This window comes from Methanococcoides sp. DA23 (assembly GCF_057593895.1).
In genome coordinates, this window is sequence record NZ_CM172520.1 from 743,427 (window position 1) to 767,183 (window position 23,757).

Annotated in this window: 23 protein-coding genes; 17 read left to right on the forward strand and 6 right to left on the reverse strand. The window is 43.3% G+C overall.

Features of this window, described 5'->3' with window-relative positions; all coding sequences use genetic code 11:
* The first annotated feature begins 158 nt into the window (after positions 1-158).
* The gene (locus AC20MK_RS03805; protein WP_487356669.1) at positions 159-1,157 is read left to right on the forward strand and encodes a hypothetical protein; all 999 of its coding nucleotides are present in this window, start codon (positions 159-161) and stop codon (positions 1,155-1,157) included.
* Here the strand turns inward: AC20MK_RS03805 and AC20MK_RS03810 are convergent.
* Complete coding sequence (locus tag AC20MK_RS03810; protein WP_487356670.1) at positions 1,152-1,559, reverse strand: CRISPR-associated protein Cas1; 408 nt, start codon at positions 1,557-1,559, stop codon at positions 1,152-1,154. The genes AC20MK_RS03805 and AC20MK_RS03810 overlap by 6 nt on opposite strands.
* 115 nt (positions 1,560-1,674) lie before the next feature.
* Here AC20MK_RS03810 and AC20MK_RS03815 point away from each other — a divergent pair, with 115 nt between their 5' ends.
* Positions 1,675-2,217, forward strand: coding sequence for a rhodanese-like domain-containing protein (locus AC20MK_RS03815; protein ID WP_487356671.1), 543 nt, complete (start codon positions 1,675-1,677; stop codon positions 2,215-2,217).
* Positions 2,218-2,444: 227 nt separating this feature from the next.
* Here AC20MK_RS03815 and AC20MK_RS03820 read toward each other — a convergent pair whose 3' ends face one another.
* Genes AC20MK_RS03820 through AC20MK_RS03830 form a run of 3 tightly spaced genes read right to left on the reverse strand, consistent with a single transcriptional unit; the run spans position 2,445 to position 5,589 of the window.
* Positions 2,445-3,134 (reverse strand): ABC transporter ATP-binding protein, encoded by a 690-nt coding sequence (locus AC20MK_RS03820; protein WP_487356672.1) that lies wholly within the window; start codon positions 3,132-3,134, stop codon positions 2,445-2,447.
* A gap of 1 nt (position 3,135) precedes the next feature.
* Positions 3,136-4,347, reverse strand: coding sequence for an ABC transporter permease (locus tag AC20MK_RS03825; protein WP_487356673.1), 1,212 nt, complete (start codon positions 4,345-4,347; stop codon positions 3,136-3,138).
* Positions 4,348-4,359: 12 nt separating this feature from the next.
* Positions 4,360-5,589, reverse strand: a complete 1,230-nt coding sequence (locus tag AC20MK_RS03830; RefSeq protein ID WP_487356674.1) for a COG1361 S-layer family protein — start codon at positions 5,587-5,589, stop codon at positions 4,360-4,362.
* 352 nt (positions 5,590-5,941) lie between these two features.
* On the opposite strand from AC20MK_RS03830, the gene AC20MK_RS03835 reads away from it, so the two are divergent.
* The 6 genes from AC20MK_RS03835 to AC20MK_RS03860 all read left to right on the forward strand — a co-directional run bounded on the left by AC20MK_RS03835 (position 5,942) and on the right by AC20MK_RS03860 (position 10,764).
* Positions 5,942-6,670: an ABC transporter ATP-binding protein gene (locus AC20MK_RS03835; RefSeq protein ID WP_487356675.1), complete on the forward strand. Its 729-nt coding sequence runs from the start codon at positions 5,942-5,944 to the stop codon at positions 6,668-6,670.
* A 38-nt stretch (positions 6,671-6,708) separates the two neighbouring features.
* Positions 6,709-7,383 (forward strand): heme exporter protein CcmB, encoded by a 675-nt coding sequence (locus AC20MK_RS03840; protein ID WP_487356676.1) that lies wholly within the window; start codon positions 6,709-6,711, stop codon positions 7,381-7,383.
* A gap of 63 nt (positions 7,384-7,446) precedes the next feature.
* Positions 7,447-8,154 carry a cytochrome c biogenesis protein gene (locus AC20MK_RS03845; protein ID WP_487356677.1) on the forward strand — a complete coding sequence of 236 codons (708 nt, stop codon included), beginning with the start codon at positions 7,447-7,449 and terminating at the stop codon, positions 8,152-8,154.
* 55 nt (positions 8,155-8,209) lie between these two features.
* Positions 8,210-9,292, forward strand: a complete 1,083-nt coding sequence (locus AC20MK_RS03850) for an oxidoreductase (protein ID WP_487356678.1) — start codon at positions 8,210-8,212, stop codon at positions 9,290-9,292.
* 64 nt (positions 9,293-9,356) lie between these two features.
* Positions 9,357-10,034 (forward strand): S4 domain-containing protein, encoded by a 678-nt coding sequence (locus tag AC20MK_RS03855; protein WP_487356679.1) that lies wholly within the window; start codon positions 9,357-9,359, stop codon positions 10,032-10,034.
* 148 nt (positions 10,035-10,182) lie between these two features.
* On the forward strand, positions 10,183-10,764 hold the full coding sequence (locus tag AC20MK_RS03860; protein ID WP_487356680.1) for a DUF2119 family protein: 582 nt from the start codon (positions 10,183-10,185) through the stop codon (positions 10,762-10,764).
* A 19-nt stretch (positions 10,765-10,783) separates the two neighbouring features.
* Here the strand turns inward: AC20MK_RS03860 and thsA are convergent, their stop codons facing one another.
* Positions 10,784-12,403 (reverse strand): thermosome subunit alpha, encoded by a 1,620-nt coding sequence (thsA, locus tag AC20MK_RS03865; protein WP_487356681.1) that lies wholly within the window; start codon positions 12,401-12,403, stop codon positions 10,784-10,786.
* Positions 12,404-12,571: 168 nt separating this feature from the next.
* On the opposite strand from thsA, the gene dph5 reads away from it, so the two are divergent.
* The 5 genes from dph5 to AC20MK_RS03890 all read left to right on the forward strand — a co-directional run bounded on the left by dph5 (position 12,572) and on the right by AC20MK_RS03890 (position 16,816).
* The gene (gene dph5, locus AC20MK_RS03870) at positions 12,572-13,375 is read left to right on the forward strand and encodes a diphthine synthase (RefSeq protein ID WP_487356682.1); all 804 of its coding nucleotides are present in this window, start codon (positions 12,572-12,574) and stop codon (positions 13,373-13,375) included.
* A gap of 100 nt (positions 13,376-13,475) precedes the next feature.
* Positions 13,476-15,149 carry a helicase HerA domain-containing protein gene (locus AC20MK_RS03875; RefSeq protein WP_487356683.1) on the forward strand — a complete coding sequence of 558 codons (1,674 nt, stop codon included), beginning with the start codon at positions 13,476-13,478 and terminating at the stop codon, positions 15,147-15,149.
* A gap of 48 nt (positions 15,150-15,197) precedes the next feature.
* On the forward strand, positions 15,198-15,479 hold the full coding sequence (locus AC20MK_RS03880) for a DUF357 domain-containing protein (RefSeq protein WP_487356684.1): 282 nt from the start codon (positions 15,198-15,200) through the stop codon (positions 15,477-15,479).
* Between the two features lie 76 nt (positions 15,480-15,555).
* Complete coding sequence (locus AC20MK_RS03885) at positions 15,556-15,900, forward strand: DUF555 domain-containing protein (RefSeq protein WP_011499058.1); 345 nt, start codon at positions 15,556-15,558, stop codon at positions 15,898-15,900.
* Positions 15,901-15,913: 13 nt separating this feature from the next.
* Positions 15,914-16,816 (forward strand): carbohydrate kinase family protein, encoded by a 903-nt coding sequence (locus AC20MK_RS03890; protein ID WP_487356685.1) that lies wholly within the window; start codon positions 15,914-15,916, stop codon positions 16,814-16,816.
* Between the two features lie 184 nt (positions 16,817-17,000).
* Here AC20MK_RS03890 and ppdK read toward each other — a convergent pair whose 3' ends face one another.
* Positions 17,001-19,655, reverse strand: a complete 2,655-nt coding sequence (ppdK, locus tag AC20MK_RS03895) for a pyruvate, phosphate dikinase (RefSeq protein WP_487356686.1) — start codon at positions 19,653-19,655, stop codon at positions 17,001-17,003.
* Positions 19,656-20,628: 973 nt separating this feature from the next.
* On the opposite strand from ppdK, the gene AC20MK_RS03900 reads away from it, so the two are divergent.
* The 4 genes from AC20MK_RS03900 (at position 20,629) to AC20MK_RS03915 (ending at position 23,726) form a co-directional block, all read left to right on the forward strand.
* On the forward strand, positions 20,629-20,889 hold the full coding sequence (locus tag AC20MK_RS03900) for an H/ACA ribonucleoprotein complex subunit GAR1 (RefSeq protein WP_487356687.1): 261 nt from the start codon (positions 20,629-20,631) through the stop codon (positions 20,887-20,889).
* A 69-nt stretch (positions 20,890-20,958) separates the two neighbouring features.
* Positions 20,959-21,972 (forward strand): transcription initiation factor IIB, encoded by a 1,014-nt coding sequence (locus tag AC20MK_RS03905; protein WP_011499054.1) that lies wholly within the window; start codon positions 20,959-20,961, stop codon positions 21,970-21,972.
* A gap of 100 nt (positions 21,973-22,072) precedes the next feature.
* On the forward strand, positions 22,073-22,684 hold the full coding sequence (locus tag AC20MK_RS03910) for a LysE family transporter (RefSeq protein WP_487356688.1): 612 nt from the start codon (positions 22,073-22,075) through the stop codon (positions 22,682-22,684).
* Between the two features lie 28 nt (positions 22,685-22,712).
* On the forward strand, positions 22,713-23,726 hold the full coding sequence (locus AC20MK_RS03915; protein WP_487356689.1) for a class I SAM-dependent methyltransferase: 1,014 nt from the start codon (positions 22,713-22,715) through the stop codon (positions 23,724-23,726).
* Positions 23,727-23,757: the final 31 nt, after the last annotated feature.

The following is a 23,757-nucleotide window of genomic DNA, read 5'->3' on the forward strand; positions in this document are numbered from 1 at the left end:
CCTCGCACTAAAAGAAGGGGGGGTAATAGGTAACGTCAAAAAACGGAACTTTCTATTATAATTCTAATTGTTAATGTGTTTTCAAATTATTTATATAGTAACGATGCATTCAGTCCACAAATATTTGATTTATACTGAAAAACTAAAAGGAGTAATAAATGACTTTAGATGATGATTCTTCTATAAATGATATATTTACAGTAATTGTTGGTGTTGTGGGGCATCATCCGGTTATGATGGGAATTCATCCAATTAATATTGACTCGAATGAAATTTTATTACGCACATTCAACACAGAATGTATAAAAAAAGAGAACTCTTTTGAGATTAGTACATCTGAATGCACTTGCTTTGAAATTCAAATAAAAACACAAGAAGATTTGCACTTAGATGACACACATCACTTGGAGAAATTATTTGATAATACATTAAGTTACATTAATCACTATATTTTAACTTATAAAGTATCTGATCTAACTCAAAAAACGACTCCTTTTAATAGACAGATAGGACGAGTAGATGTAAAAATGATTCTTTTTTGTTTGAATGGAGAAGAAAAAGTTGCTTGGCTTAATCCTATATTTAAAATTAATAAGTTTGCTCAAAATATGATGAGTAGTTTATTTCCAAATATGATTGTTAATAATAGTTTTACATTAAATAGTGTGAACCCAATTACTAAAAGAATGCTAAGCAGTTTTGATTTGTTGAATTTAGGGTTCTATACAGAATCTTTTATATCTGCATTTTCATTGCTTGAAGATTTAATTCGTGAATTAACTACCACAATTTTAAATAACCAGAATATTACAAGCAGCCAGAAAAAGAAGTTTTTTGAAGGTTTTAGAAGTGGTTTTCTAAAAAATTCTGTTACTGTAATGACAAAAATTTCTGGTTGGGAAAGTTTGAGTGAAACTGATCAGCAACTATACTCGGATTTTTGTAATTTAATTAATACACGAAACAATATTTTACATAATAATATTCAAATCGGTAGAAATAAAGCCATAATATATCTTGGGGTAGTTATACGAGTTATTGATTGGTTACGAAAAAACAATTATGGATATGACATTCCTAATTTTCCATTGCTCGCACCAATAAATATAGAATATTTCAAAATCCAGGATGAAATTGAAAAAGATAAGAAATCATAACTTTTCCGTTTGTAAACAACTTTCCCACATCTCCAATCTTTCCCTAACATGACTATTCAAACTAAAAGGCTCATCAGCTTTAGCATTCTGCTTCATATAATGCAAAGTACCTTTCGAGAATCCCATCTTCTTCCATTCAGTGTATGGCATGTCAATGATCTTCTTCCTCAGCAGATCTGAATCATCCCTCTCAACCACATAAACAGGTTTGCTAAATTCAATCGTTTTTCTCTTCCCAACAAGTTGATGGCTTAATTCCCTTGCTTTAACCAAAAGAACAGATCCCCAAGAGCTATTCTTCTTCCTGTACTCAACCTTACCATTCATCACCGAATTGAACTCAGCAGTAACCTTCCTTGCTCCAGTAGGTTTAAGCCTCAATGAAAAGCTCTCAGTCCTCACAAAGTCCTTACTCTCAATAAGTCCCTTTCCAAAAGTTTATCAATGTATGATACCTAAAATTATAACATAAGTCCTGATTGTTTTTATCCTGGGAGTTATATAGGTGGTGATTGGATTGAAAATAAAACATATAAATAAAATATGTCTTGCAGCATGTTTTGTTCTTCTGGTACTGGCTGTCAACACTGTGGCAGCGGTGAGCTTTACGACTGTACCCGTCCCTGACGCAAAACAGATGGTAGATAACAAAGAAGTTTTTCTTTTGGATGCACGGACTCAGGCTGAGTTTGACGGGGGGCATATCAAAGGTGCGACTTTGATTCCCTATAGCCAATTGAGTTCAAGGCTCAATGAAGTTCCATCTGGTGAAAAGATACTTGTATATTGTAAAAGCGGGGGTAGAAGCGCTACTGCATGTGGTATCTTAGTTGATGCTGGCTATACTGAAGTATATAATATGAACGGCGGTATCACCTCCTGGAATGCTGCAGGATATCCTGTAGTAAGGTACAATCCGTACGATGAAAATGAGAACTATATGATCGATATTGGTGATGTGAGTGCGGCAATCGATGACTATCGTAGACAGGGGTCAACATCTATCGCAGAACTCAGTGATCTGATAGATATGTATCGTATAGGTGAGCCATATTGTTAAGAATTAGTTGAGGGTGTTTATCTCTCAACCAATATTTTATTAATTTTTCAGCTTAATACCCCATATCTTTACCCTCATTCTCACATGAGCATTGAGAGTAAATGGTTTATCATTCTTAGAATTCTGCTTAATGTAATGCAAAGTACCCTTTAGAGAAACTCATCTTCATCCATTCGGTATAAGGCATGTCAATGATCCTTTTCCTCAACAGATCAAAATCATCCCTTTCAGCCACTTTCGTCCATCATCTTATCGCTAACCAGAACACCATCTTCGAGGGTGATCACTCTGTCAACATACTCAGTATGCCAGTGTTCATGTGTTACCATTACAATTGTCTGGCCATGGTTATCATTCAGGTCTTTGAAAACATCCAGTACTTGTTTTGAGTTGTTGGTGTCCAGGTTTGCACAGGGTTCATCGGCAAACATTATGTCAGGTTTTTTGGCTATGGCCCTTGCGATCGCCACTCTTTGCTTTTCTCCGCCAGACAGTTCATCAGGGATCCTGTCCTCTTTTCCCTTTAGACCGACCTTTTCTAATGCTTCAAGGGCAGTCTTATAGGATTCCTTCTTTGATCTTCCTTCCATCATGGAAAGCACATAAACATTTTCAGCAGCACTCATCTCATTAATGAGTGCATAGTCCTGGAATACATAACCTACCTGCGTTAGCCTGTAATAGCTTCTTTCGGCTTCAGGCAGGCTGGAAACCTTTAATCCTCTTATGGTGTATTCTCCTGCGGTCGCATCATCCAACAAAGCCAGTATCCTTAGCAGGGTCGTCTTGCCACTTCCGGATGCACCCATGATGGCTACGAACTCCCCCTTCTTTATTTCGAACGAAACACCATTGAGGGCCTTGACAGCAGTTTTCCCTGACCCATAATATCTTTTCAGGTCTTTCACAACGATCATATCATCTTCCCCATATGGCTTTGAGTATGCTCTCTTTCGATACACTCCAGGCAGGAAGTGTTCCGGCTATCACTGATAGTGTAAGCATGGTAACTATGCTCTGGATTAGCAGTATAGGATCTATCACGGGCCTTATTTCCATGGTCTCATAGAATATCACAGGATTCGCCTGGAAGTATAGCATAAGTGAGAAGTATAAGACCAATCCCGCGATTATTCCTAAAGAAACATAGAACATACTAAGGAACGCATAAGACAATACTATTGATCTTGGGGTAATGCCTACTGCTTTTAAAATTCCGATCTCTTTTTTCCTGTTAAGTATGTTGATATAGATTATGATGAGGATCAATGCTGCACCCACGATCAGGCTCACAAACTTTGACATGATATCTATTGCTCCCATGCTTTGCATTGCCTGCTTTATGAGAGTCTCTGACTTATCGGCCCATGTGAATACCTGCTCATTCACGCCGGCTTCCCTTATCTTATCCTGGACCTGCTCTTCAGTCCCCTGCTTGTCAACCCTTACAACCACACTGGTAGCTTTGCTCCCTTCCAGACCATACACATCTTCGATCTCTTTGTAATGAACCAGGGCATTAAGGTCAACAAGTTCAAATGTTCCTTCCATGATGCCTTTGACCTTATAGGTCCTTTTTATGCCATTGCTGTATGTTACGTCAACAAGTGATCCTGCTCTGGCTTCACCCAGATCATCATATATTTCTCCAAAAACTGGACTTGTGCCTGCGATTGCAGCACCAATGATGATCTCATCCCGGGAAAGTTCTCCTAAGAAATCCCCTTCAGTGATAATGTATGGGTATCGCGAAATTTCATACTCTTCTTTCGGAAGCAATCCTGTTAAAGTTACACCCACGACATTCTGTTTATGCTCAATAGATGCCCCCACATCCAGTCTCTTTGTTGCGGCCCTTACTCCTTCGACAGCCCGGACCTTCTGCAGGACACTATCAGCATCGTTGATGTAGGTGTTGTCACCTGATGGTTCAATGACAATATCTCCGTAAGGATAGTCCTGCATATATGCAGTAAATAGAACCATCATTCCTCCTATCATTGATGGAAGGAACACCAAGTTCATAAAAATGAGCGAGAGAACAAAAACTATGAATATCAGTGTTTTTTTGTTCCCTCTTTTTACAGTGCTTGCTGCAATGAGATATCCTACCCTGATATCGTTTATCATATTGGAGACCTCTTATTCTTCATCTTCGTCAGTAGAACTGTTACTGCCTTCCATTAACTGCTTGATTATCTCATCCTTTGAACTTTTTGTTCTGTAATTATTGTAGATAAGTCCACCAATAACCGCTAAGACTATCAATACGATCGCAGCTGTCCCTACTCCACTATTACTTTCCAGGACAATAACATTGATGCTGGTTTCAATTTGTTCTTCCCCAAAATCATCACTATATGTAATTGTCACAGGGATCTCGTATTCCCCTGCCTGATCAGCTATAAAAGTAATTACTGCAGGTCCATCCTCATTTGGATCAAGAGTTCCTATAAAGGATTCTTTTAGTCCTTTGAATGGATGGTCAGCATAGACCCTTATTGAATTTATTGTCCTGTCACCGGAGTTCTCTATCCTCATGGTCAATTCCACAGTCTCATCCATGTAAGGAAGGACGGGGTCTACCTTTACCGATGCAAGGTTCAGACTCCCCTTTTGATCAAGCACGGTTATTGTAATGTCATATTCATCTTTTTGCTTGCCAAAATCATCTTCATAATAAATGATAACAGGTATCTCGAACTCTCCTGACCTGTCTGCCTTGAACTTGAACAATGCAGTTTGAGTGCCATTCATACCAAGGGTTCCAATTGTAGAGTTCTTAATTCCCTTAAATTCATGGTCCAGGCTAACCGACACGGACTTTGCTATTGCTTCCCCGAAGTTCTCTATGCCTAATCTTAAGTCAACTGTATCTCCCTCATAGATATATTCAGGACTGGTTTTGACAGAAGCTATCCTTGGTTCGGCATCTTCACCTATTACCCGGATCTCAACTTCATAATATTTTGTTGTTTCTAAGTCCTTGTTTGGATATGTTAATTTCATCTTTATTATATGGGCGCCAGGGTTGGCATCAGTGGTTGTCCTCATGTGGTATACCAGGTGCCTTTCGCTTGTACCATAAGACAATTTAGAAATTTTAGTGACCAGATCTTCTGTAACTATGATATCCGGGGGGATGCTGATTATTTCAAAAGTAATGTCTTCAGGAGCTATGGAACCGCAGCTCTCAATATTAATTCCCAGGGTGAACTCTTCATCGATACCTATTGAACTGGGATTTATTTCCTGTATCTCTGCGTTTACACATATATCACCAGAACTTTGTGCTCCGGCAGTAGAGATGCCTGTTAAGATAACTGCAAAAACCAGTAAGAGCAAATATATAGGTCTTGTATTCGGATTCATTCTTTATTCACCTCAGTTCGGATCTTTTCGCTAAGTTCCCTACGATCTTTGAAAATCAAATATAATGCAACCATTTGTCGGTAACAATCTTCGATAATTTTGAGTATTTCTTAATATATACTCTTCCAACATTATATATAAAATATCACTGTGGTCGATTATAATGTATGTTGCTATCGATTTATTGTTTTTGACCCTGAAGTGGGCCATTTTATGGTCAAAGCCTATAATAGCGATCTTGCACCAGTTTGTGATTTACTCAGTTCGATATGATTGATGGATGGCTTCAACCATCGACTGAAAAGGCGTTTTCATCAAAACGTTAATTTATACAGAACGTAATCTTATTCCGATGGATGCTATACTGTCTCTCAATAATGTCTCAAAGAAGTTCGGCAACATGACTGTACTAAAAGACATTGATCTGGACATAAAAAAAGGGGAGTTCGTAGCTCTGCTGGGTGCTAACGGAGCAGGCAAGACAACCCTTGTAAAGATCATGTCAGCCCTCTCCTCTCCTTCAGAGGGTACTGTAATGGTCAATGGCAAGGATATTTCAAAGGACCAGGGTTCATTGAGGGCTATCATAGGTGTCATCTCCCATGAAACATATCTCTACAACGACCTGACAGCCGTGGAGAATCTGCGCTTCTTTGGACATATGTATGGTATCGACAGTAAGAAGCTTGAAGCTCGCATCAATGGACTGTTAGAACAGGTCGAGCTCGTTAAGAGGGCAGATGATCGTATATCCACATTTTCCAGGGGTATGAAGCAGCGCCTTTCCATCGCAAGGGCACTTTTACATGAGCCTTCAATTCTTTTTCTGGATGAACCTTATACAGGGCTTGACCAGCACGCAGCCCACACATTTGAGAAGGTTTTGCTGGAACTCAACCCGAATGACACCACAAGACTGATGATAACCCATGACATCAGCAGAACGTACAATATGTGTGACCGTGTCATCATACTTGACAAGGGAAGTATCGTCTTTGACAGCCTTATGTCTGAAATAGCTTCAGCGGAAGAGCTGAGGGACATATACTCGTCACAAGTGGGTGGAAATGATGCTTTTTGATATGGGGTCACTATGACATCTTTTAATACGGAGCTATCATGATACGCATTTTTCATATTGCAGCAAAGGACCTCAAAGAGGAGTTCCGCACCAAGCAGATGCTCAATTCAATGGTCCTTTTCTCATTGCTTGTCATAGTAGTGTTCAGCATCACATTTGCTCCGATACTCGGCTCTTCTCAGGATGTGGCAATGGTCGCTCCGGGTGTGCTCTGGATAGCCTTCATCTTCGCAGGTTCCATAGGGCTTTCACGTTCCTTCGTGGCAGAACTGGAAAACGGTTGTCTCGAGGGTTTGAAATTATGTCCCATAAGCAGGAGTGCCATATACACTGGAAAGATGATGGCGAACCTAGTGCTTATGCTACTGGTCGAGATCATCACTGTACCTCTGTTTGCCATCATGTTCAATTACAGCATAACAGGAGTTTTCTGGCTTGGTATCATAATAGTCCTTGGTACTGTGGGTTTTGTCTGTGTGGGAACACTGCTTTCAGCTCTGACGGTGAACACGAGGACCCGGGAAATATTACTTCCTGTGCTGTTATTGCCTCTGGTGCTTCCTGCTCTCATCCCGGCTGTGATGGCAACCGGAAGCATACTCCTGGGCGCATCCTATATTGATATCACTCAGGAACTACGTCTTCTGCTTGTATATGATATCGTTTTCTTCCTTGTGGCACAGCTTGTGTTCGAGTATGTCATACAGGATTAAAACTTATATATCGGGGGAGATGTACTACTTACATCGTTCCTATATTAGTCATCGAGGTTTCCAATGTCGGAAAGGGTATTAAGAGATAAGATCCTGCCAGTTCTGTCCGCAACGACCATGTTGCTAGCCATTGGCATGATAATTTTCTATCTTCCGGATATGAAAGGTGCCTCTGGGGAAACCCTTGATATGAGCTTCAGGATCTTCTATTTCCACATGCCCATAGCCATCACTTCCTATCTGGCCTTTACTGTGGTATTCGTTTCCAGCATTCTGTTCTTGAGGACTGGTAAGTATAGTTATGACATCCTTTCCCGCTCGGCAGCTGAGGTGGGTGTCATTTTTGCGTTCCTTGTTCTGGCAACCGGCTCCATCTGGGCCAAGGCTACATGGGGATGGTACTGGGTATGGGAACCAAGACTTACAACATCTCTTGCCCTTTTCCTGGTATATGTTGCTTATATTGTGCTTCGTCAGGCAGTGGATGGTGCGGACAAACGTGCACGTTTAGCATCTGTTTTCGGAATACTCGGCTTTATCTCAGTTCCGCTGAGCTTTTTATCCATACGCCTGTGGCGTTCAGCCCACCCTTTGATGTTCGGTGACACTTCAGGTTCAGGCGGTGGGGGGCTTGAAGGTACTTCTCTGCAACTGACATTAGTGGTGAACGTTGTCGCATTTATCCTTCTTTTCATCACTCTTGTGATGTACAAGATGCGAAACGAGATGATGGAAGAAAGGGTTGATGCGATCAGAGCTTCACTTGACTGAATACCTTACCCTACTTAAGCAAAACCTATTAACGAATAGTGGCTGATTAGGATGCATGCTTTTTGAACCTATAGATATAGCAGGATTGACTGTAAAGAATCGTTTTGTGCGTTCAGCGACCAATGAGGGAATGGCCGAATTGGATGGGACTGTGACCAAAGGGATAGGGGACATGTATGAAGACCTTGCCGGGGAAGATGTCGGCTTGATCATTACGGGCTATTCATACGTGGATGTAAAGGGACAAAGCGATGAAAGGCAGCAGGGCATCTATGATGACAGGTTCATTGCTCCTTATAAGGAAATTGTGTCAAGGGTCCACAAGTATGACAGTAAGATATTCATACAGATAGTCCATGGCGGCAGGCAATCTCTTGTAAAAGAAGGTGTTCCTCTTTTATCTCCTTCAGCAGTTGAAGATCCAGCTTCCGGTAAAGTTCCTGTGGAGATGACCGAAGAGGACATCCTTGATACCATTGAGAACTTTGCAGAGGCTGCAAGACGTTCAAAGGAAGCAGGATTCGATGGTGTTCAGATCCACTGTGCTCATGGCTTCCTGTTGAGCAGTTTCATTTCCCCTTATACGAACCGCAGGACTGATAAATGGGGTGGGTCTGTGGAGGATCGGGCAAGGATAGTCACTGAGATAGTTAAAAGAACTCAGGAAAAGGTCGGTAAGGACTTCCCTATCATGGTGAAGATGAATGCAACAGATGGTTTTGACGTATTCTCAGGTAAGATCGGGCTTGATGCTCCTGAATGTGTGGAGATCGCCAGCCTTCTTGAAAAAGCTGGAGTGTGTGCCATCGAGGTAAGTGGCGGGATATTCGAAGCAGGTCCGGTGATGTCCCAGAAGGGCATAGATTCTGAGGAAAAGGAAGCATATTTCAGGCGTTATTCCAAAATGATCCGTGATACGGTGAAGATACCTGTCATACTTGTGGGCGGAATTCGTACAAAGGCCGTGATGGAATCCATGTTAAGGGGATATGCTGATATGATATCATTAAGCAGGCCTTTTATTGCTGAACCTGACCTTGTTGTGAACCTTAGGGAAGGTAGCGACCGGGTGAAATGTGTATCATGTAATGGGTGTTTCAGGACGGACGGGGTTTCCTGCACTTATAATTTTGACTGAATCCTTCATTCTTTTCCTTTTTTTCTTTGTTACCTTTTTATAGTTGCCTTGCCTTCATTAATTTATGAGGTTGGATGCATATCTTGTTGAAATGGGTTCTTTTAAGTCACGTGGTCGTTCTAAAAAGGCTATAACTGAAGGTCATGTGAAGATCGATGGTGTTGTTGTAACAAAGCCTTCTAAAGATGTTTCTATTGATGATGATGTCAAAGTGGATGAGGGTCTTGATATGCCGAAGGGATACTTCAAGTTAAAAGGTATACAGGATGAGACCGGCCTTATCAAGGAAGGCGACTCTGTCCTTGATCTGGGTTCAAGTGCAGGCGGTTTTATTGTATTTGCATCTGAGATCGCAGCTGATGTGAGGGGGCTGGAGTTCAGCCATGATTTCAAGGAAGAGCTTGGTCAAATAGCTCATGAAAGAAGTAATGTTTCGGTCATGTTCGGTGATGTCTTCACCTTCCCTCTCGAGACCATGGCGCCGGAGCCTGTGGATGTCATCCTGAGCGATATGACCCTTGAACCGGAAGATTCCCTGACAGCTCTTAGGCGTGTGCTTCCATTGCTTAAATTGAATGGACGATTGCTTCAGGTGATTAAGGTCTCAAAAAGGATCAAGAGAGAACCTCTGATCAGTATCATGGAAGGGCTTGGACTTGAAATTCAGAACGTGATCGAATCCAAGAAGCAGGAGATCTACGTGGTTGCACGTAAGATCGGGGAGATCGAGGATACGGATTGATCTTTCGTTCGACCATTGTTCGGCCATTCGACCTTATTAATGCCTTCTCGACCATCGATCACTAACATTCGACCGTTATATCGGTCATTAATTTTATTGCATAAATGTTGGTGCTGGTCAATATTTAACAAGATAAAGGAGGTCTGCAATGCTTCTCAAGATATATGGTAAAGGTCGTCCATTTCGTCTTTTTGTTGCCGGACTTCATGGGCAGGAATGGCAGGATACTTCGGATGTGCTGTTGAATATTGAGCGTCCGTTATCAGGCACTCTTGCTATACTGCCTGTGGTCAGCAGGGGTAAATATATTTCCACGCTGGACGGGGATTATTATAAAAGCATGGGTAAACTTATAGTTGATGTAGTGAAGGCATATCGGCCTGATATGTATGTCGAGTTACATTCCTATTCTTCGGAAAATTTCCATAAATTGGTCTCAAGCACAAGGATAAATGAAATAGGAGTGCCCGGATTCAGTGTTCTGGAAAATAACGTGTTGATGGGTTCGGTTTCCCCTCATATCAGGAGGGATCATTTTCCGGTGGAAGCGTTGTGTCTGACATTTGAGATCGAAAGGTCTGATCAAAGCTCGAAAGAGTTTGCTGCGAAGATGCTTCGCGTTGTAAAAGAGTGCCGGTCAAGGGATGGTTTCATCGAATATATGATGGAACGCTATCCCAATGTGGCTAAAAAAGCAATAGAAGACTATAAAAAATTCTATGGATCGTAAGGTTTCCCTTACTATCCATTTACATTCCCATTGCGTCGTAGTTGTGGATGTTGTGTTCAGGGTTCACATCCATCATCTGCTGCCTTCTTGCTTTGAGCATGTCGTCAACACGTAATACCATGTTGGCAACCTCGGAAGCGGATTTGATGGCCTGTTTCTTTACCCTGAGTGAATCAACAATACCTTTTTCGAGAGTGTCAATGATCTCGGTTGAGTAAACATCAAGACCAGCGTTCTTTATCTCGGTGTGTTTTGCACGAAGTGCGAGGATGGTGTCAATACCGTCCATACCTGCATTTATTGCAACTTCCCTTGGAATGCTCTCAAGTGCTTCAGCAAATGCTGCGACTGCAAGCTGTTCGCGTCCTCCGACACTGGTTGCATAGGTTCTGAGTCCCTGTGCTACCTCGATCTCGGAAGCACCGCCGCCTGCAACGATCATACCATCTTCGATGGTGTTCTTGATAACGTTGAGTGCATCATCCATTGTACGTTCAAGGTTATCGGTGATATGTTCCGTACTTCCCCTGAGGAGGATGGTGATGGTGTTGGTGTTCTTGCAACCTCTGATGTATGTCTTACCAAGGTCGAATGCACCGATCTGTTCAACGAGCTCTGCAGTTCCAATATCCTTCTCGGAGATGTCCATGATATTCTTGACAATGTGTGCTCCGGTTGCTCTTGAGATCGCTTTAATGTCGTCTTCATTTACACGCCTGATACCATAGACACCTTTCTTCTGGAAATAGTCCATTGCGACCTGGTCAATGTTCTTTGAACCGATAATGACGTTCGCTCCGGTATCAAGGATCCTGTTGAGCATTGATTCAAAGTCTGCTTTTTCCTGCTCAATGAACTCTTGCATCTTCTCAGCTGAATCGATCTGGAAAGATGCTTTGTTCCTTGTCTTGTTGACAGCGATGTCTGCAGCGAGAATAACGATCTTTGGCTGCTCTACCCTTTCAGGCATTGCTGAATGAAGGCGTGCCTTGTTGACAACGATACCTTCAAGGAACTCGGTCTCATCTATCTGTTTTCCAGGGTCCTGTGTGAGCATTATATTGTTGAGGTCGACCTTTCCATCTTCCTCGACTTCGAGTGCAGCATCAACACAAATGTTTGAGATATGGTCAGCAAAAGCTTCTGAGGATTTGCCTGCAATGGAGGTCTTTGCAATGTTAACAAGGACGTCCCTGTCCTCTTTTGTGACCTGTACTGCATAATTGTCGAGCAATTCCATTGCCTTGCCAGATGCTTCTAGGAATCCTTTGACGATAACTGCAGGGTGGATGCCGGTATCAATGAGCGCTTCTGCTTTCTCAAGAAGTGCACCGGCAAGAACGACCGCACTAGTTGTACCGTCTCCTGCAATGTTTTCCTGGGTCTTTGCAACTTCGACGATCATCTTAGCGGTTGGATGTTCGATCTCCATACCCTTTAAGATCATTGCGCCGTCGTTGGTAAGTACGATGTCACCCACACCATTGACAAGCATCTTGTCCATTCCTTTTGGACCAAGTGTTGTCTTTACTATATTTGCAACTGCTTTTGCTGCTGCAATGTTCATGTGGAGTGCATCCCTGCCCTGTGTATGTTCCTTTCTTGGATCTATAATTGTTGGCTGACCTAGTCCTGCCATAGAATCTGAACCTCCTGATAGTCTTAATTATAAGAATTGGTATAGTGGTTTTATTAAATATGAATGAAACTAACTGTGTATGGTTCTATAAATACGTTTCGAATAGTCCCCCTAAGTTTATGCTGTATATTCAAAAACTTTAACATACAAGCTGATTTTTACCATATTATGCTTGATTTTATAGGACTTGGTCTGTTCGATGAAAAGGATATTTCCTTAAAAGGTCTTGAAAAGATACACAATGCTGACAAGGTCTATGTTGAGTTCTATACTTCCATTCTCATGGGAACCGATCTCGAAAAGATGGAGCAGCTCTATGAAAAGAAGATAACTTTGCTCTCAAGGGAAGATGTGGAGCAACATGCTGAGGACTGGTTGGTCGATGCGAAGGACAGTAATGTCGTCTTTTTGACAGGTGGGGATACCATGGTGTCCACAACACATGTGGACCTGCGTCTGCGTGCAGCGGCCATGGGCATCGAGACGACCCTTGTACACGGAGCTTCCATTGCATCTGCCATATGCGGACTTTCCGGCCTCCAGAACTACCGTTTTGGTAAATCCGTCACTATACCCCATCCTTATGTGAGCAGTCGTGGGGTAAGGGTGGTATCTCAGACCCCTTATGATACTATCAAGAAGAACATCGAGGCAGGCCTCCATACGGCTGTTTTCCTTGACATAGACAAGGACAAAGGCTACATGACAGTCAACCAGGCAATGGAGATCCTGCTTGAGGTCGAGGGTAAACTTGGTGAAGGTGTTATGAACGATCGCCTCGCAGTAGGGATCGCTCGTGCTGGTTCACCATCACCCGTGGTGAAAGCGGACTATGTTGAAGCTCTCAGGGATTATGATTTTGGGGGACCGCTCCATATAGTCGTGATCCCGGCAGAGTTGCATTTTGTCGAAGCAGAAGCCCTTGTAAAGCTTGCTGGTGCACCTGAAGGGATCCTTGAGAATGTTGATTGATGGTGAATCACTTTCTTCTTTTTAATTTTATTAATATCCGTTTGTCTATAAAGCACAATAGATATAAATCGTAAGCACCCTTTTTCGTGAGAGAGTAAAAATGCACGGTTCAGTAGGAATTATTTCAGGTGAGACCGGTTCGTTTGGTTTTAACTTCCTTATTTCAGACAGTACTGCCGTTCATCGAGGGGAATATGTAAAGGCATGGCACGAGTCGGATGGCTGGGTGCTTTGTCAGGTGTTATCCATCAAAAGGTCAAGTGATGTAGCCAATAACAAACATTCTTTCGATGAGGCAAAGAAGGTATTCGAAGAACTGAAAAAGGAAAGTAAGACAAATAAAAGGTCAGATCGCATAGTTGCAGAGGCTACAGTCATAGGAAGTCGTGACCCATCAGGTCTTCTTAGGTCTCCCAAGACCCCGTTCAGCCCTGGAGATGATGTTTTCCCGGCAGACAATGACCTTATAAGCTCAGCATTAGGTCTTTCAGGCAATGAGATGTACATTGGAATGCTGGATGGTACGGACATTCCCGTTCATCTTAGTGTGAACAGCCTTGTTCAGAAACATGTCAGTATCCTTGCAAAGACGGGTAGTGGTAAGTCATACACTGCTGCTGTATTGCTCGAGGAACTGCTTGATCGTAAAGTTCCCCTTCTGATTATCGATCCTCATAGTGAATATGCTTCAATGAAGAACCCTTCTTCGAAAAATGATGGTTTTAAAAAATTCGGCATATCTCCCAAGGGCTATGGTTCTGAAGTTACTATCTATACTCCTGCTAACAAAGTGATAAATCCTAATGCCGATGAGCTTTTCAGATTGAACGGTAACAATCTGACAGCAAAGGACCTGACAGCTATCTTCCCTGATAACTTCACGGCAACTCATATCGGTATTCTCTATGAGGCCATACAGAAACTGCGGGCTGAGATGGAGACCTACACTCTTGATGATATTATCTTCGAGGTCGGGAACAATGAGAGCAAGGCTCGTTGGAATGTGATGGGTGTACTTGAGGATATTCGCGATTCTGATATTCTTTCTTCCTCTCCCACTGAGCTCAATGAGCTTATGCACAATGGTAAGGCATCGGTCATCGATTTCAAGGGTGTGCCCCCGGAACTTCAGAGTATGATAGTTGCACGCCTTTGCAGTGCGCTTTTCGAGGCACGTAAGCTGAACACTATCCCTCCGGGTATGCTTGTGGTTGAAGAAGCCCACAATTTCGCACCTGAAAGAGGATTCAGCAAGACCGTAAGTTCTGAGGTTCTGCGTACTATCGCATCGGAAGGGAGAAAGTTCGGTCTTGGAATGATGGTGATATCCCAGCGTCCGGCAAGGATCGACAAGAACGTCCTTTCACAATGTGGCACGCAGGTCATCATGAAGGTCACTAATCCAAACGACCTGAAATCCATTAGTAAGGGTCTGGAAGGGGTCAATTCTTTCGTGGAGGACGAACTTATGCGATTGCCGCCGGGTGTCGCCATGCTGGTCAGTAATGATATTGAAAGACCGGTCCTTGTGGATATCAGAGTGAGAAAGTCAAAGCACGGCGGTGAATCTGTCAATGTGTTGAAGAGCTCTAAGAAGGCATCTCCTGAGCCTGCTATACGTGTTTCTAAGAAAACAAGTCCCTCTCCTCCAAAGCCTGCATCTGTGGAGCAGAAAGTTCCCTCGGCCAGTCCGCCTCCCAAAAGGACACCTACCAAAGAGGTTGGGAAAGAAGGCGGTGGCCTTTTCAAGAAGATATTCGGTTCGGAAAAGTGATGTCTCAACGGATGGGTTTATAAAGGCAGTACTTATAGTGGTGTAATTGTGGCAGCAGATCTGGTTGAAAAGGTCGAAAGGTATGAACGGTTGTTAAGAGAAGCTCTTGCTAAAGCCGATATAAGCCCTATCGAGAATTCACACATGCGTACGGTGGCTGAGGATTACAAGAATATGGCCCGCTCCTATTATGAGGACGGTATACATTTCATCAAGTCTGAAGACTCTGTGAATGCGCTTATATGTTTCAGTTATGGGCATGCATGGCTGGATGCGGGCGCACGTCTTGGTGTGTTCGATGTTGATGACGATGTGTTGTTCACAATATGATGATAATTCAATAATTTCATTTTAAATAGAAAACAATGAATGTTTTAAAGATACAGTATTTGGAGAGAATCAAACGATGACAAATTATCATGTTACACTTGAAGCGGCTTGGTTGGTAAGAGATGTAGAAACAGCGGATGATGCTATTGGGGTAGCCATCTCGGAAGCTGGTAAAAGACTGAACCCAAAAAAGCTTGACTTTGTAGAGGTCGATGTGGGCACTACTTACTGTCCTGCCTGTAGTGAGCCATTTGGCAGTGTTTTCATTGCAGCTAACACCGCGCTCGTTGGTCTTGTTCTTGAGATGAAGGTGTTCGATGCTGAAAGTGATGAACATGCTTCAAGGATCGCTAAATCCGTTATTGGAAAGGCACTTACGGATGTTCCTCTGAACGTTGTGGACGTTGAAGAGTTCGACTGAGGTGAGTTGGAAGATGTCTGATTCCATCTCCGTTGTGGGGCACGCCGCGATAGACTTTCTTTTTGATGTAGAAGGTATTTCCGGTCCCAATGAATCCTATCCTATTGTGGACTATAAGCGGTTCTACGGTGGTGGAGCGGCTAATATCGTTGCAGCCATTGCGATCCTTGGCGGGAAGTCCCAGTTGATATCTGCTGTGGGCGATGATTTTTCGACATCTGGTTACGAGGGCCACCTTGAGTCTTTAGGTGTAGATCTTTCCCTGCTTTTCAGGCTTAAAGGAGAAAAGGGAACTGCAGCGTATGTTTTTACTGATCCTTTTCATAATCAGTCCACTTACTTCTATTGGGGTGCTTCTGCAAAACTGAAAGAGCTGGAACCTCCTGAAGTGGATTTTGTCCACCTTGCTACCTCTGAGTCTAATTTCAATGCAAAGATGGCGAAAAAAGCGAGGTTCGTGTCGTTCGATCCGGGACAGGACCTTATTACCTACTCAAGGGAGAACCTTGAAACTGTTCTTGAGAACACTGATATTCTTTTCACTAACAAGCATGAGATAAAGCGGGTCTGTGAGATGACAGAAAGCACGTTTGAGGATATCAGGGCGCAGATCGATGTTGTCGTTGTCACTTACGATGCTGATGGGAGTAAGATATTCACTACGGATGCCGAATATGAAATTCCTATAGTTCCTGTAAAGGCACTCGACCCTACAGGTGCGGGGGACGCTTATCGCGCGGGTTTCCTTGTGTCATACAGGCGTGGTTATTCTCTGGATGCATGTGGCAGAATAGGTGCAACAGTTGCTTCCTTTGCAGTAGGGACCGTTGGGTGCCAGACTGATCTTCCAACATGGGATGATATGGTCGTCAGGTACGAAAGTCATTTTGGAGCATTTCCATCTTTGGATGGTTAAGTTCCTTTCATTCTCTTTTTTTCAACAGGTTGTTGTTTTCCCTAGCAACAAATTATTTTTACATATTTCTATATTAGAACCTGTCAGGTAAGGGTTAAATTTATCCTATGATCAAAACGGTATTGATCCTATATAAAAAAAGTTATCAATACCGTGTATTTCAACACGGTATTGTTGATGCTGTTTATTGTTTGTTCTCAAGGACCGCGTGTGCGGCTGCAAGTCTTGCAATAGGCACACGGAATGGTGAACAACTGACATAGTTCAGTCCGACATTGTGTCCGAACTTCACGGATTTTGGTTCTCCGCCATGTTCTCCACAGATACCTATCTTTATGTCAGGTCTTGTTGCACGTCCTTTTTCTATTCCTATCTTCACAAGTTGACCGACACCATCCTGGTCGAGCACTGCGAACGGATCATCCTCAAGGATACCGCTTTCAAGGTAGGATGGCAAGAACTTACCTGCATCATCTCTGCTGAACCCGAAGGTCGTCTGCGTCAGATCGTTGGTACCGAAGGAGAAGAACTCTGCTTCCTTTGCTATCTGGTCTGCGGTGAGGGCTGCTCTTGGCAGTTCTATCATGGTGCCTACCATATAGTCGAGTTTAATTCCCTTTTCCTCCATCACAGATTCAACGACGGTTGTTACATGTTTCTTGACGAACTCCAGCTCTTTTACATGGCTTATGAGAGGTATCATTATTTCTGGTACTATCTTCATGCCATCCTTTGAGAGCTCGCATGCAGCTTCGATGATAGCCTGTGCCTGCATTTCATATATCTCGGGATATGTGATACCAAGGCGGCATCCTCTGTGTCCGAGCATTGGGTTTATCTCTTTCAGATATTCGATACGCTCGCCTATCTTCTTTACCCTCTCCATTTCTTTCTGGGGTGCATTAGAAGATTCGAGTTCCCTGAGTTTATCCATGACTTCTTCGTGGACTGGCAGGAACTCATGGAGGGGTGGGTCAAGTAACCTGATGGTTACCGGGAATCCTTCCATTGCTTTGAAAATGCCGATAAAGTCCTCTTTCTGCATTGGCAGGAGCTTCTTAAGCGCCATTTTTCTGGACTCGATATCCTCGGCCATTATCATTTCACGCACAGCAGGGATCCTGTCCTCTCCGAAGAACATGTGCTCTGTTCTGCACAATCCAATTCCCTCTGCACCGAAATCACGTGCAACCACAGCATCATGTGGTGTGTCGGCATTTGTCCTTACTTTAAGGGTACGTACTTCGTCAGCCCATTTGAGTATGGTCTCAAGTTCATCGGTAACTCCTGGGAGGATCAGCTCGACCTCTCCTAAGATGACATTTCCTGTGGAGCCGTCAATGGAGATCATGTCGCCTTCCTTGACGGTGTAATCACCAACATTGAAGGTCTTCTCTTTAATGTCGATGGTTATCTCACCGCATCCTGCAACACATGGTTTACCCATGCCTCTTGCGACAACTGCGGCGTGTGATGTCATTCCACCACGAACTGTCAGTATGCCTTCTGCAGCGTTCATTCCGCCGATATCTTCAGGTGATGTCTCTGCACGTACGAGGATGGTCTTCTCACCATTCTTTGCCATCTCTTCAGCGTGTTCGGCTGTGAACACGACCTCTCCGACAGCTGCTCCGGGGGATGCAGGAAGTCCTGTTGCCATTACTTCGTATGTTGAGGTAGGGTCGATGTTCGGATGCAGAAGTCTGTCTATCTGCTCAGGTTCGATCCTTGAGAGTGCAGTATCTTTATCGATAAGGCCTTCTTCTACCATTTCAGTAGCTATTTTAATGGCTGCTGCTGCCGTTCTCTTTCCTGTCCTTGTCTGAAGCATGAACAGTTTGCCTTTCTCGATGGTGAACTCTATGTCCTGCATGTCCTTGAAGTGGTCCTCCAGTTTCATGTAGATATCAACGAGCTGGTCATAGACCTTAGGCATAGTGTTCTTGAGAGCCTTGATAGGTTGTGGTGTTCTGATCCCGGCAACCACATCTTCGCCCTGTGCGTTGATGAGGTATTCTCCGAAGAAACGTTTCTCACCTGTTGCTGGGTCTCTTGTGAACGCAACCCCTGTTCCGGAGGTCTCGCCCATGTTGCCATAGACCATGCTCTGTACATTGACTGCGGTTCCCCATTCTCCTGGGATACCGTTCAGTTTCCTGTAGGTTTTAGCACGCTGGTTGTTCCATGAACCGAACACTGCATCGATGGCCATCTGGAGCTGTTCCCTTGCATTTTGAGGGAATTCCTTTCCGGTCTCATCTTTGATGATCGTCTTGAACTTTTCAACGAGTTCCTTAAGATCTTCCACTTCAAGGTCGTTGTCCTGCTTTACGCATTTGTCTTTCTTCTTTGAAGAAAGGGCGGACTCGAACTTTTCATGATCGATATCAAGCACTACGTTAGCAAACATCGTGAGGAATCTTCTATAACTGTCATAAGCGAATCGTTCGTTTCCGGTCTTAGTAGCAAGTCCGACCACAGAATCATCGTTAAGGCCAAGATTGAGGACGGTGTCCATCATTCCCGGCATAGATACACGGGCACCTGATCGTACTGAAAGGAGGAGTGGGTTATTTAGGTCCCCGAAGTTCTTCTTTGTTGTACTTTCAAGTTGTTTGATAGCGTTATCGATATGTTCTTCAAGGCCTGAAGGGTACTGCCCGTTCTTAAGATAGAGCGTACAGACCTCCGTTGTGATCGTAAAGCCAACTGGCACTGGAATTCCCAGATTTGACATTTCTGCGAGGTTGGCACCTTTGCCCCCAAGCAGGTTTCTCATACTGTTCTTGCCTTCAGTTTCGTTGTTTCCGAAAATGTACACAAATTTATTATCTGCCACTAAGTTTTCCTCCCACTGGAAGATATTTGATTAAGGGTTTGGATAGCGTTTAATGCTTGCAATGATCATGTCATTTAAATGAGATTATTTTCATTGCCCGAAGTTATACGGACATGTATCTCATTGGACATATCTAGACGACATTGCCGTTTATTGTTTGATTACTCTTAAGTGTTGTCATTGATACCGTCAATTTACCGTATTTATATAATTTGTGTGGAAAAATACATCTGAAAATACTCTTTAAATCTTAATTATTTTCCTTTTAAGGACAGTGTTCTTTAGCAATTCAGTTGTCACTGGATGTATCAATTCTGTTATGTCCTATGTGTTCGAGAACTCGCGGGAATTATAGTTACTTTCTGCAATTGACATCATGACCATGATCCGGCATTATTCTTCACATTCATATTTTAGTGAAAATTCATTCACTTCCTCTTGAATTGGTATGTATCTCGATACCGGATCAGTGTGCTGGGTGCACATCATCTTAGGAAACATATCACTTCTATTCATTTTCAAGTCAGCTTGTTAGATTCAAAGCAAAACGTTAACCTCTCCACAAGGACTGGTTGACAACTACTTTAAGCATTCCAGTTCTAATGTACAAAAAAGATCTGTAACCTCTTTTCGACAAAATTAACAATCCTCAAATGACTAATTTGCATGTGGGGCAATTATGGGGTTTGGAAGCTTAGTGAAGTACTGATATGAAGTTTTCTATAGGATCTTATATGTACATTAGGCTCTCATTCAGTTTCCTGTAGTTGATGCATTCTTTGTTTATCTTGTCATTCTTGGTATGCATCTTTACAAAGATACGGTGGTAATGACATGTTTTTAGGAATATTCAATGATTCTCTTTTTTATAAATGGAAATTGGATTATTAAAGAGATTGCGAAAACTATATATACTAAATGCTGTATGTATATATATCATCTAATTAATTTATATATCTATGGTAAGAAGCATATGAAACGACTTGGAACTGTTGTGCAGACCGTTGCACACAATGGGTTACTTGTTAGAGGGGACAACATTGGACCAGATACACCGCTAAAGAACCTTCCACGTATTAATTTATCCGTTGTGGATAAATCCGTGAGACGTATCGGTAAGGTTACTGGTGTTATCGGCCCTGTCGTTTCTCCTTATATTAGTATAAAGGTCACAGGTGATATCAGCGCATCGGACCTTCGAAAGTATCTTAATGAAAAGCTGTACGTGAAATGAATGGCAATTCACTTAAACATAAAGTGGATATGCATAAAAATTTTTTGGTAAAACCGAGGCAATGATAATATGGTGGAAGTTGAAAGAGTAAGACATTCTGATACTTCAGAGAGAGAGAAGATACGTGCTATGATCAAAGCACGTAAGGAGAAAGAAAAGACTACAGAGGTCGAGAACAAGGTGGTCGAGTGTCCTGAATGTGGCAGTCGTAGCCTTGAACAAGACTATGAGCGCGCGGAATTGGTCTGTGCTGACTGTGGTCTTGTTGTGGATGCCGAGTTCGTTGATGAAGGTCCTGAGTGGCGTGCTTTTGACCATGATCAGCGTATGAAGCGTTCTCGTGTTGGTGCACCTATGACCTACACGATCCACGATAAAGGTCTCTCTACTATGATCGACTGGAGGAATCGTGATTCTTATGGCAAATCAATTTCTTCCAAGAACCGTGCACAACTCTATAGGTTGAGAAAGTGGCAGCGTAGGATAAGAGTAAGCAATGCTACTGAAAGGAACCTTGCTTTTGCACTATCCGAACTTGATCGTATGGCATCTGCATTAGGTCTTCCACGTACTGTTCGTGAGACCGCTGCAGTGGTTTACAGAAAAGCGGTAGACAAGAACCTGATCCGTGGCAGGAGTATTGAAGGTGTTGCAGCGGCTGCACTTTATGCAGCATGTCGCCAGTGCAGTGTACCTCGTACCCTTGACGAGATCGGAGAGGTTTCCAGGGTAAGCAGGAAAGAGATCGGAAGGACATACCGTTTCATCTCCCGTGAGCTTTCGCTTAAACTGATGCCAACTTCACCTATTGATTACGTTCCAAGGTTCTGCTCAGGTCTGAACCTTAAGGGTGAGGTACAATCAAGAGGTGTGGAGATCCTTCGTCAGGCTTCTGAGAAAGAGCTCACAAGTGGGCGTGGTCCTACTGGTGTAGCGGCAGCAGCTATCTATATCGCTTCCATCCTGTGTGGCGAACGCAGGACCCAGCGTGAGGTTGCAGATGTTGCCGGAGTGACCGAGGTCACTATACGTAACAGGTATAAGGAACTTGCAGAAGAATTGGATATCGAGATAATTCTCTGATATTGTTCTACGGGAACTGCAAAGGCGCTGATGTGGCCTTTGTGGTTCTATCTTTTTCTATATCGTCTTGCTTATATAGGACCATTGTATCTCTATGCTCATGCTGGAACTTTTCAAGATGCTTTCCATTGGTTTCATCGTAGCACTTACTGGTGCTCTTGTACCGGGACCTATGCTTTTTGTGACCATTGATGGCACCCTGAAAAAAGGCTGGAGGGCAGGACCTGAGGTATTTCTCGGCCATGCGATAATCGAGACTTTGGTGCTTGTTCTCATTCTTTTCGGACTGACCACTCTTATCGGTGAGCAGGAGATGGCATTCATCTCAGTGGCCGGTGGTCTGGCACTAGTGGTTTTCGGCATAATGACCATCATGGGCGCACGAAAGACTTCGTATGATCCACAGGCTCAGGATAAGGTGCAATCGAACTCACTGGTCGCCGGCATTGTAACATCTGTGTCAAATCCTTATTTCTGGATCTGGTGGCTGGCAGCTGGAAGTGCTCTTGTAATTGAAAGTTATAAAATTGGGATGTTGGCGGTGGTATTCTTTATCATTGGCCACTGGCTTGCAGACCTTGGCTGGTTCACTGCAGTTTCGCTTTCCTTTAGCAGGGGCAGAGGGATGTTCTCCCAAAGGACATACAAGCAAATTCTTGTATCATGCGGGATATTCCTGATATTGTTCGGTGGCTGGTTCGCCATTGGATGAGGTATTTTGATCGTTAGGAGATATAGCTTTGAAACATCCGTGTATTTTGATCCCGAAGAATAAAGGTGAACCTGTTAGAAAGGTAATTCTGGAGCTTGACCTGCTCGATAAGACCCTGAAGATCGTTTCAGTGGATGCAGATCTATGCCTCCCGCTTTACAGGATGCTCTCTTCTGAGGAGATGGCACTCTTGCCGGCAGAAGCACGACAGGATGAGCGGGAGTTCGAGTCCCATGACAAGTTCCTGACGCTTGAGGATATTCTTGGTTTTACCCCTTCGTATGAGGTGGTGGGTGACATTGCACTCATCGAAGCTGATGAAGCTGATGAAGCTGATGAAGCTGATGCTGAGAAGATAGGAAAGGCTCTCCTGGAGATCCATCGCCATGTAAAGACCGTGCTTGGTGCAGTCTCAGCAGTTGAAGGTGAATTCCGGACCCGCAGGTTCAAAGTGATAGCCGGTGATGGTCGCACTGATACTGTGCACAAGGACCATGGATGTAAATATCATGTCGATCTTTCACGCGCCTATTTTACTCCCCGACTTTCCACTGAACGCCAGCGCATTGTTTCACAGGTGCGTGAGAATGACGTGGTGGTGGATATGTTCGCAGGTGTCGGCCCTTATAGCATTCCCATTGCAAAAAAATGTAAGAGGGTAATTGCCATGGATAAGAATCCGGATGCAATTCATTTCCTTAAAGAGAACGTAATACTCAATTCGGTCGATAATATCGAGGTCATTGAAGGCGATGCCAATGAGATCGTAAGAAATTACGAAGGCATGGGTGATCACGTGATCATGAACCTACCTCATAGTGCGGATGCTTTTCTTGATGCCGCTGTTTTTGTTACCGCTTCAGGTGGTGTGATCCATTATTATGGAATGACCCACGAGGACGACCTATATGATGGTTCTATCAAGCTGATCTCAAATGCCGCTGAGAAAGCGGGCCGGGATATAGAAGTTCTGGAATGCAGGACTGTGAGATCGTATGCCCCTCATCAGTATAATGTGTGTATAGAGGTCCGTGTTAACTGATTCTGGGCGAAATGGTTATATCGTTAAATCC

Excerpts from the sequence above, each read along its gene's own strand:
- AC20MK_RS03805 (WP_487356669.1), top strand. The coding sequence starts at position 159 with ATGACTTTAGATGATGATTCTTCTATAAATGATATATTTACAGTAATT.
- AC20MK_RS03820 (WP_487356672.1), bottom strand. The coding sequence starts at position 3,134 with ATGATCGTTGTGAAAGACCTGAAAAGATATTATGGGTCAGGGAAAACT.
- AC20MK_RS03825 (WP_487356673.1), bottom strand. The coding sequence starts at position 4,347 with ATGATAAACGATATCAGGGTAGGATATCTCATTGCAGCAAGCACTGTA.
- AC20MK_RS03830 (WP_487356674.1), bottom strand. The coding sequence starts at position 5,589 with ATGAATCCGAATACAAGACCTATATATTTGCTCTTACTGGTTTTTGCA.
- AC20MK_RS03835 (WP_487356675.1), top strand. The coding sequence starts at position 5,942 with ATGGATGCTATACTGTCTCTCAATAATGTCTCAAAGAAGTTCGGCAAC.
- AC20MK_RS03840 (WP_487356676.1), top strand. The coding sequence starts at position 6,709 with ATGATACGCATTTTTCATATTGCAGCAAAGGACCTCAAAGAGGAGTTC.
- AC20MK_RS03845 (WP_487356677.1), top strand. The coding sequence starts at position 7,447 with ATGTCGGAAAGGGTATTAAGAGATAAGATCCTGCCAGTTCTGTCCGCA.
- AC20MK_RS03850 (WP_487356678.1), top strand. The coding sequence starts at position 8,210 with ATGCTTTTTGAACCTATAGATATAGCAGGATTGACTGTAAAGAATCGT.
- AC20MK_RS03855 (WP_487356679.1), top strand. The coding sequence starts at position 9,357 with ATGAGGTTGGATGCATATCTTGTTGAAATGGGTTCTTTTAAGTCACGT.
- AC20MK_RS03860 (WP_487356680.1), top strand. The coding sequence starts at position 10,183 with ATGCTTCTCAAGATATATGGTAAAGGTCGTCCATTTCGTCTTTTTGTT.
- thsA (WP_487356681.1), bottom strand. The coding sequence starts at position 12,403 with ATGGCAGGACTAGGTCAGCCAACAATTATAGATCCAAGAAAGGAACAT.
- dph5 (WP_487356682.1), top strand. The coding sequence starts at position 12,572 with ATGCTTGATTTTATAGGACTTGGTCTGTTCGATGAAAAGGATATTTCC.
- AC20MK_RS03875 (WP_487356683.1), top strand. The coding sequence starts at position 13,476 with ATGCACGGTTCAGTAGGAATTATTTCAGGTGAGACCGGTTCGTTTGGT.
- AC20MK_RS03885 (WP_011499058.1), top strand. The coding sequence starts at position 15,556 with ATGACAAATTATCATGTTACACTTGAAGCGGCTTGGTTGGTAAGAGAT.
- AC20MK_RS03890 (WP_487356685.1), top strand. The coding sequence starts at position 15,914 with ATGTCTGATTCCATCTCCGTTGTGGGGCACGCCGCGATAGACTTTCTT.
- AC20MK_RS03900 (WP_487356687.1), top strand. The coding sequence starts at position 20,629 with ATGAAACGACTTGGAACTGTTGTGCAGACCGTTGCACACAATGGGTTA.
- AC20MK_RS03905 (WP_011499054.1), top strand. The coding sequence starts at position 20,959 with ATGGTGGAAGTTGAAAGAGTAAGACATTCTGATACTTCAGAGAGAGAG.
- AC20MK_RS03910 (WP_487356688.1), top strand. The coding sequence starts at position 22,073 with ATGCTGGAACTTTTCAAGATGCTTTCCATTGGTTTCATCGTAGCACTT.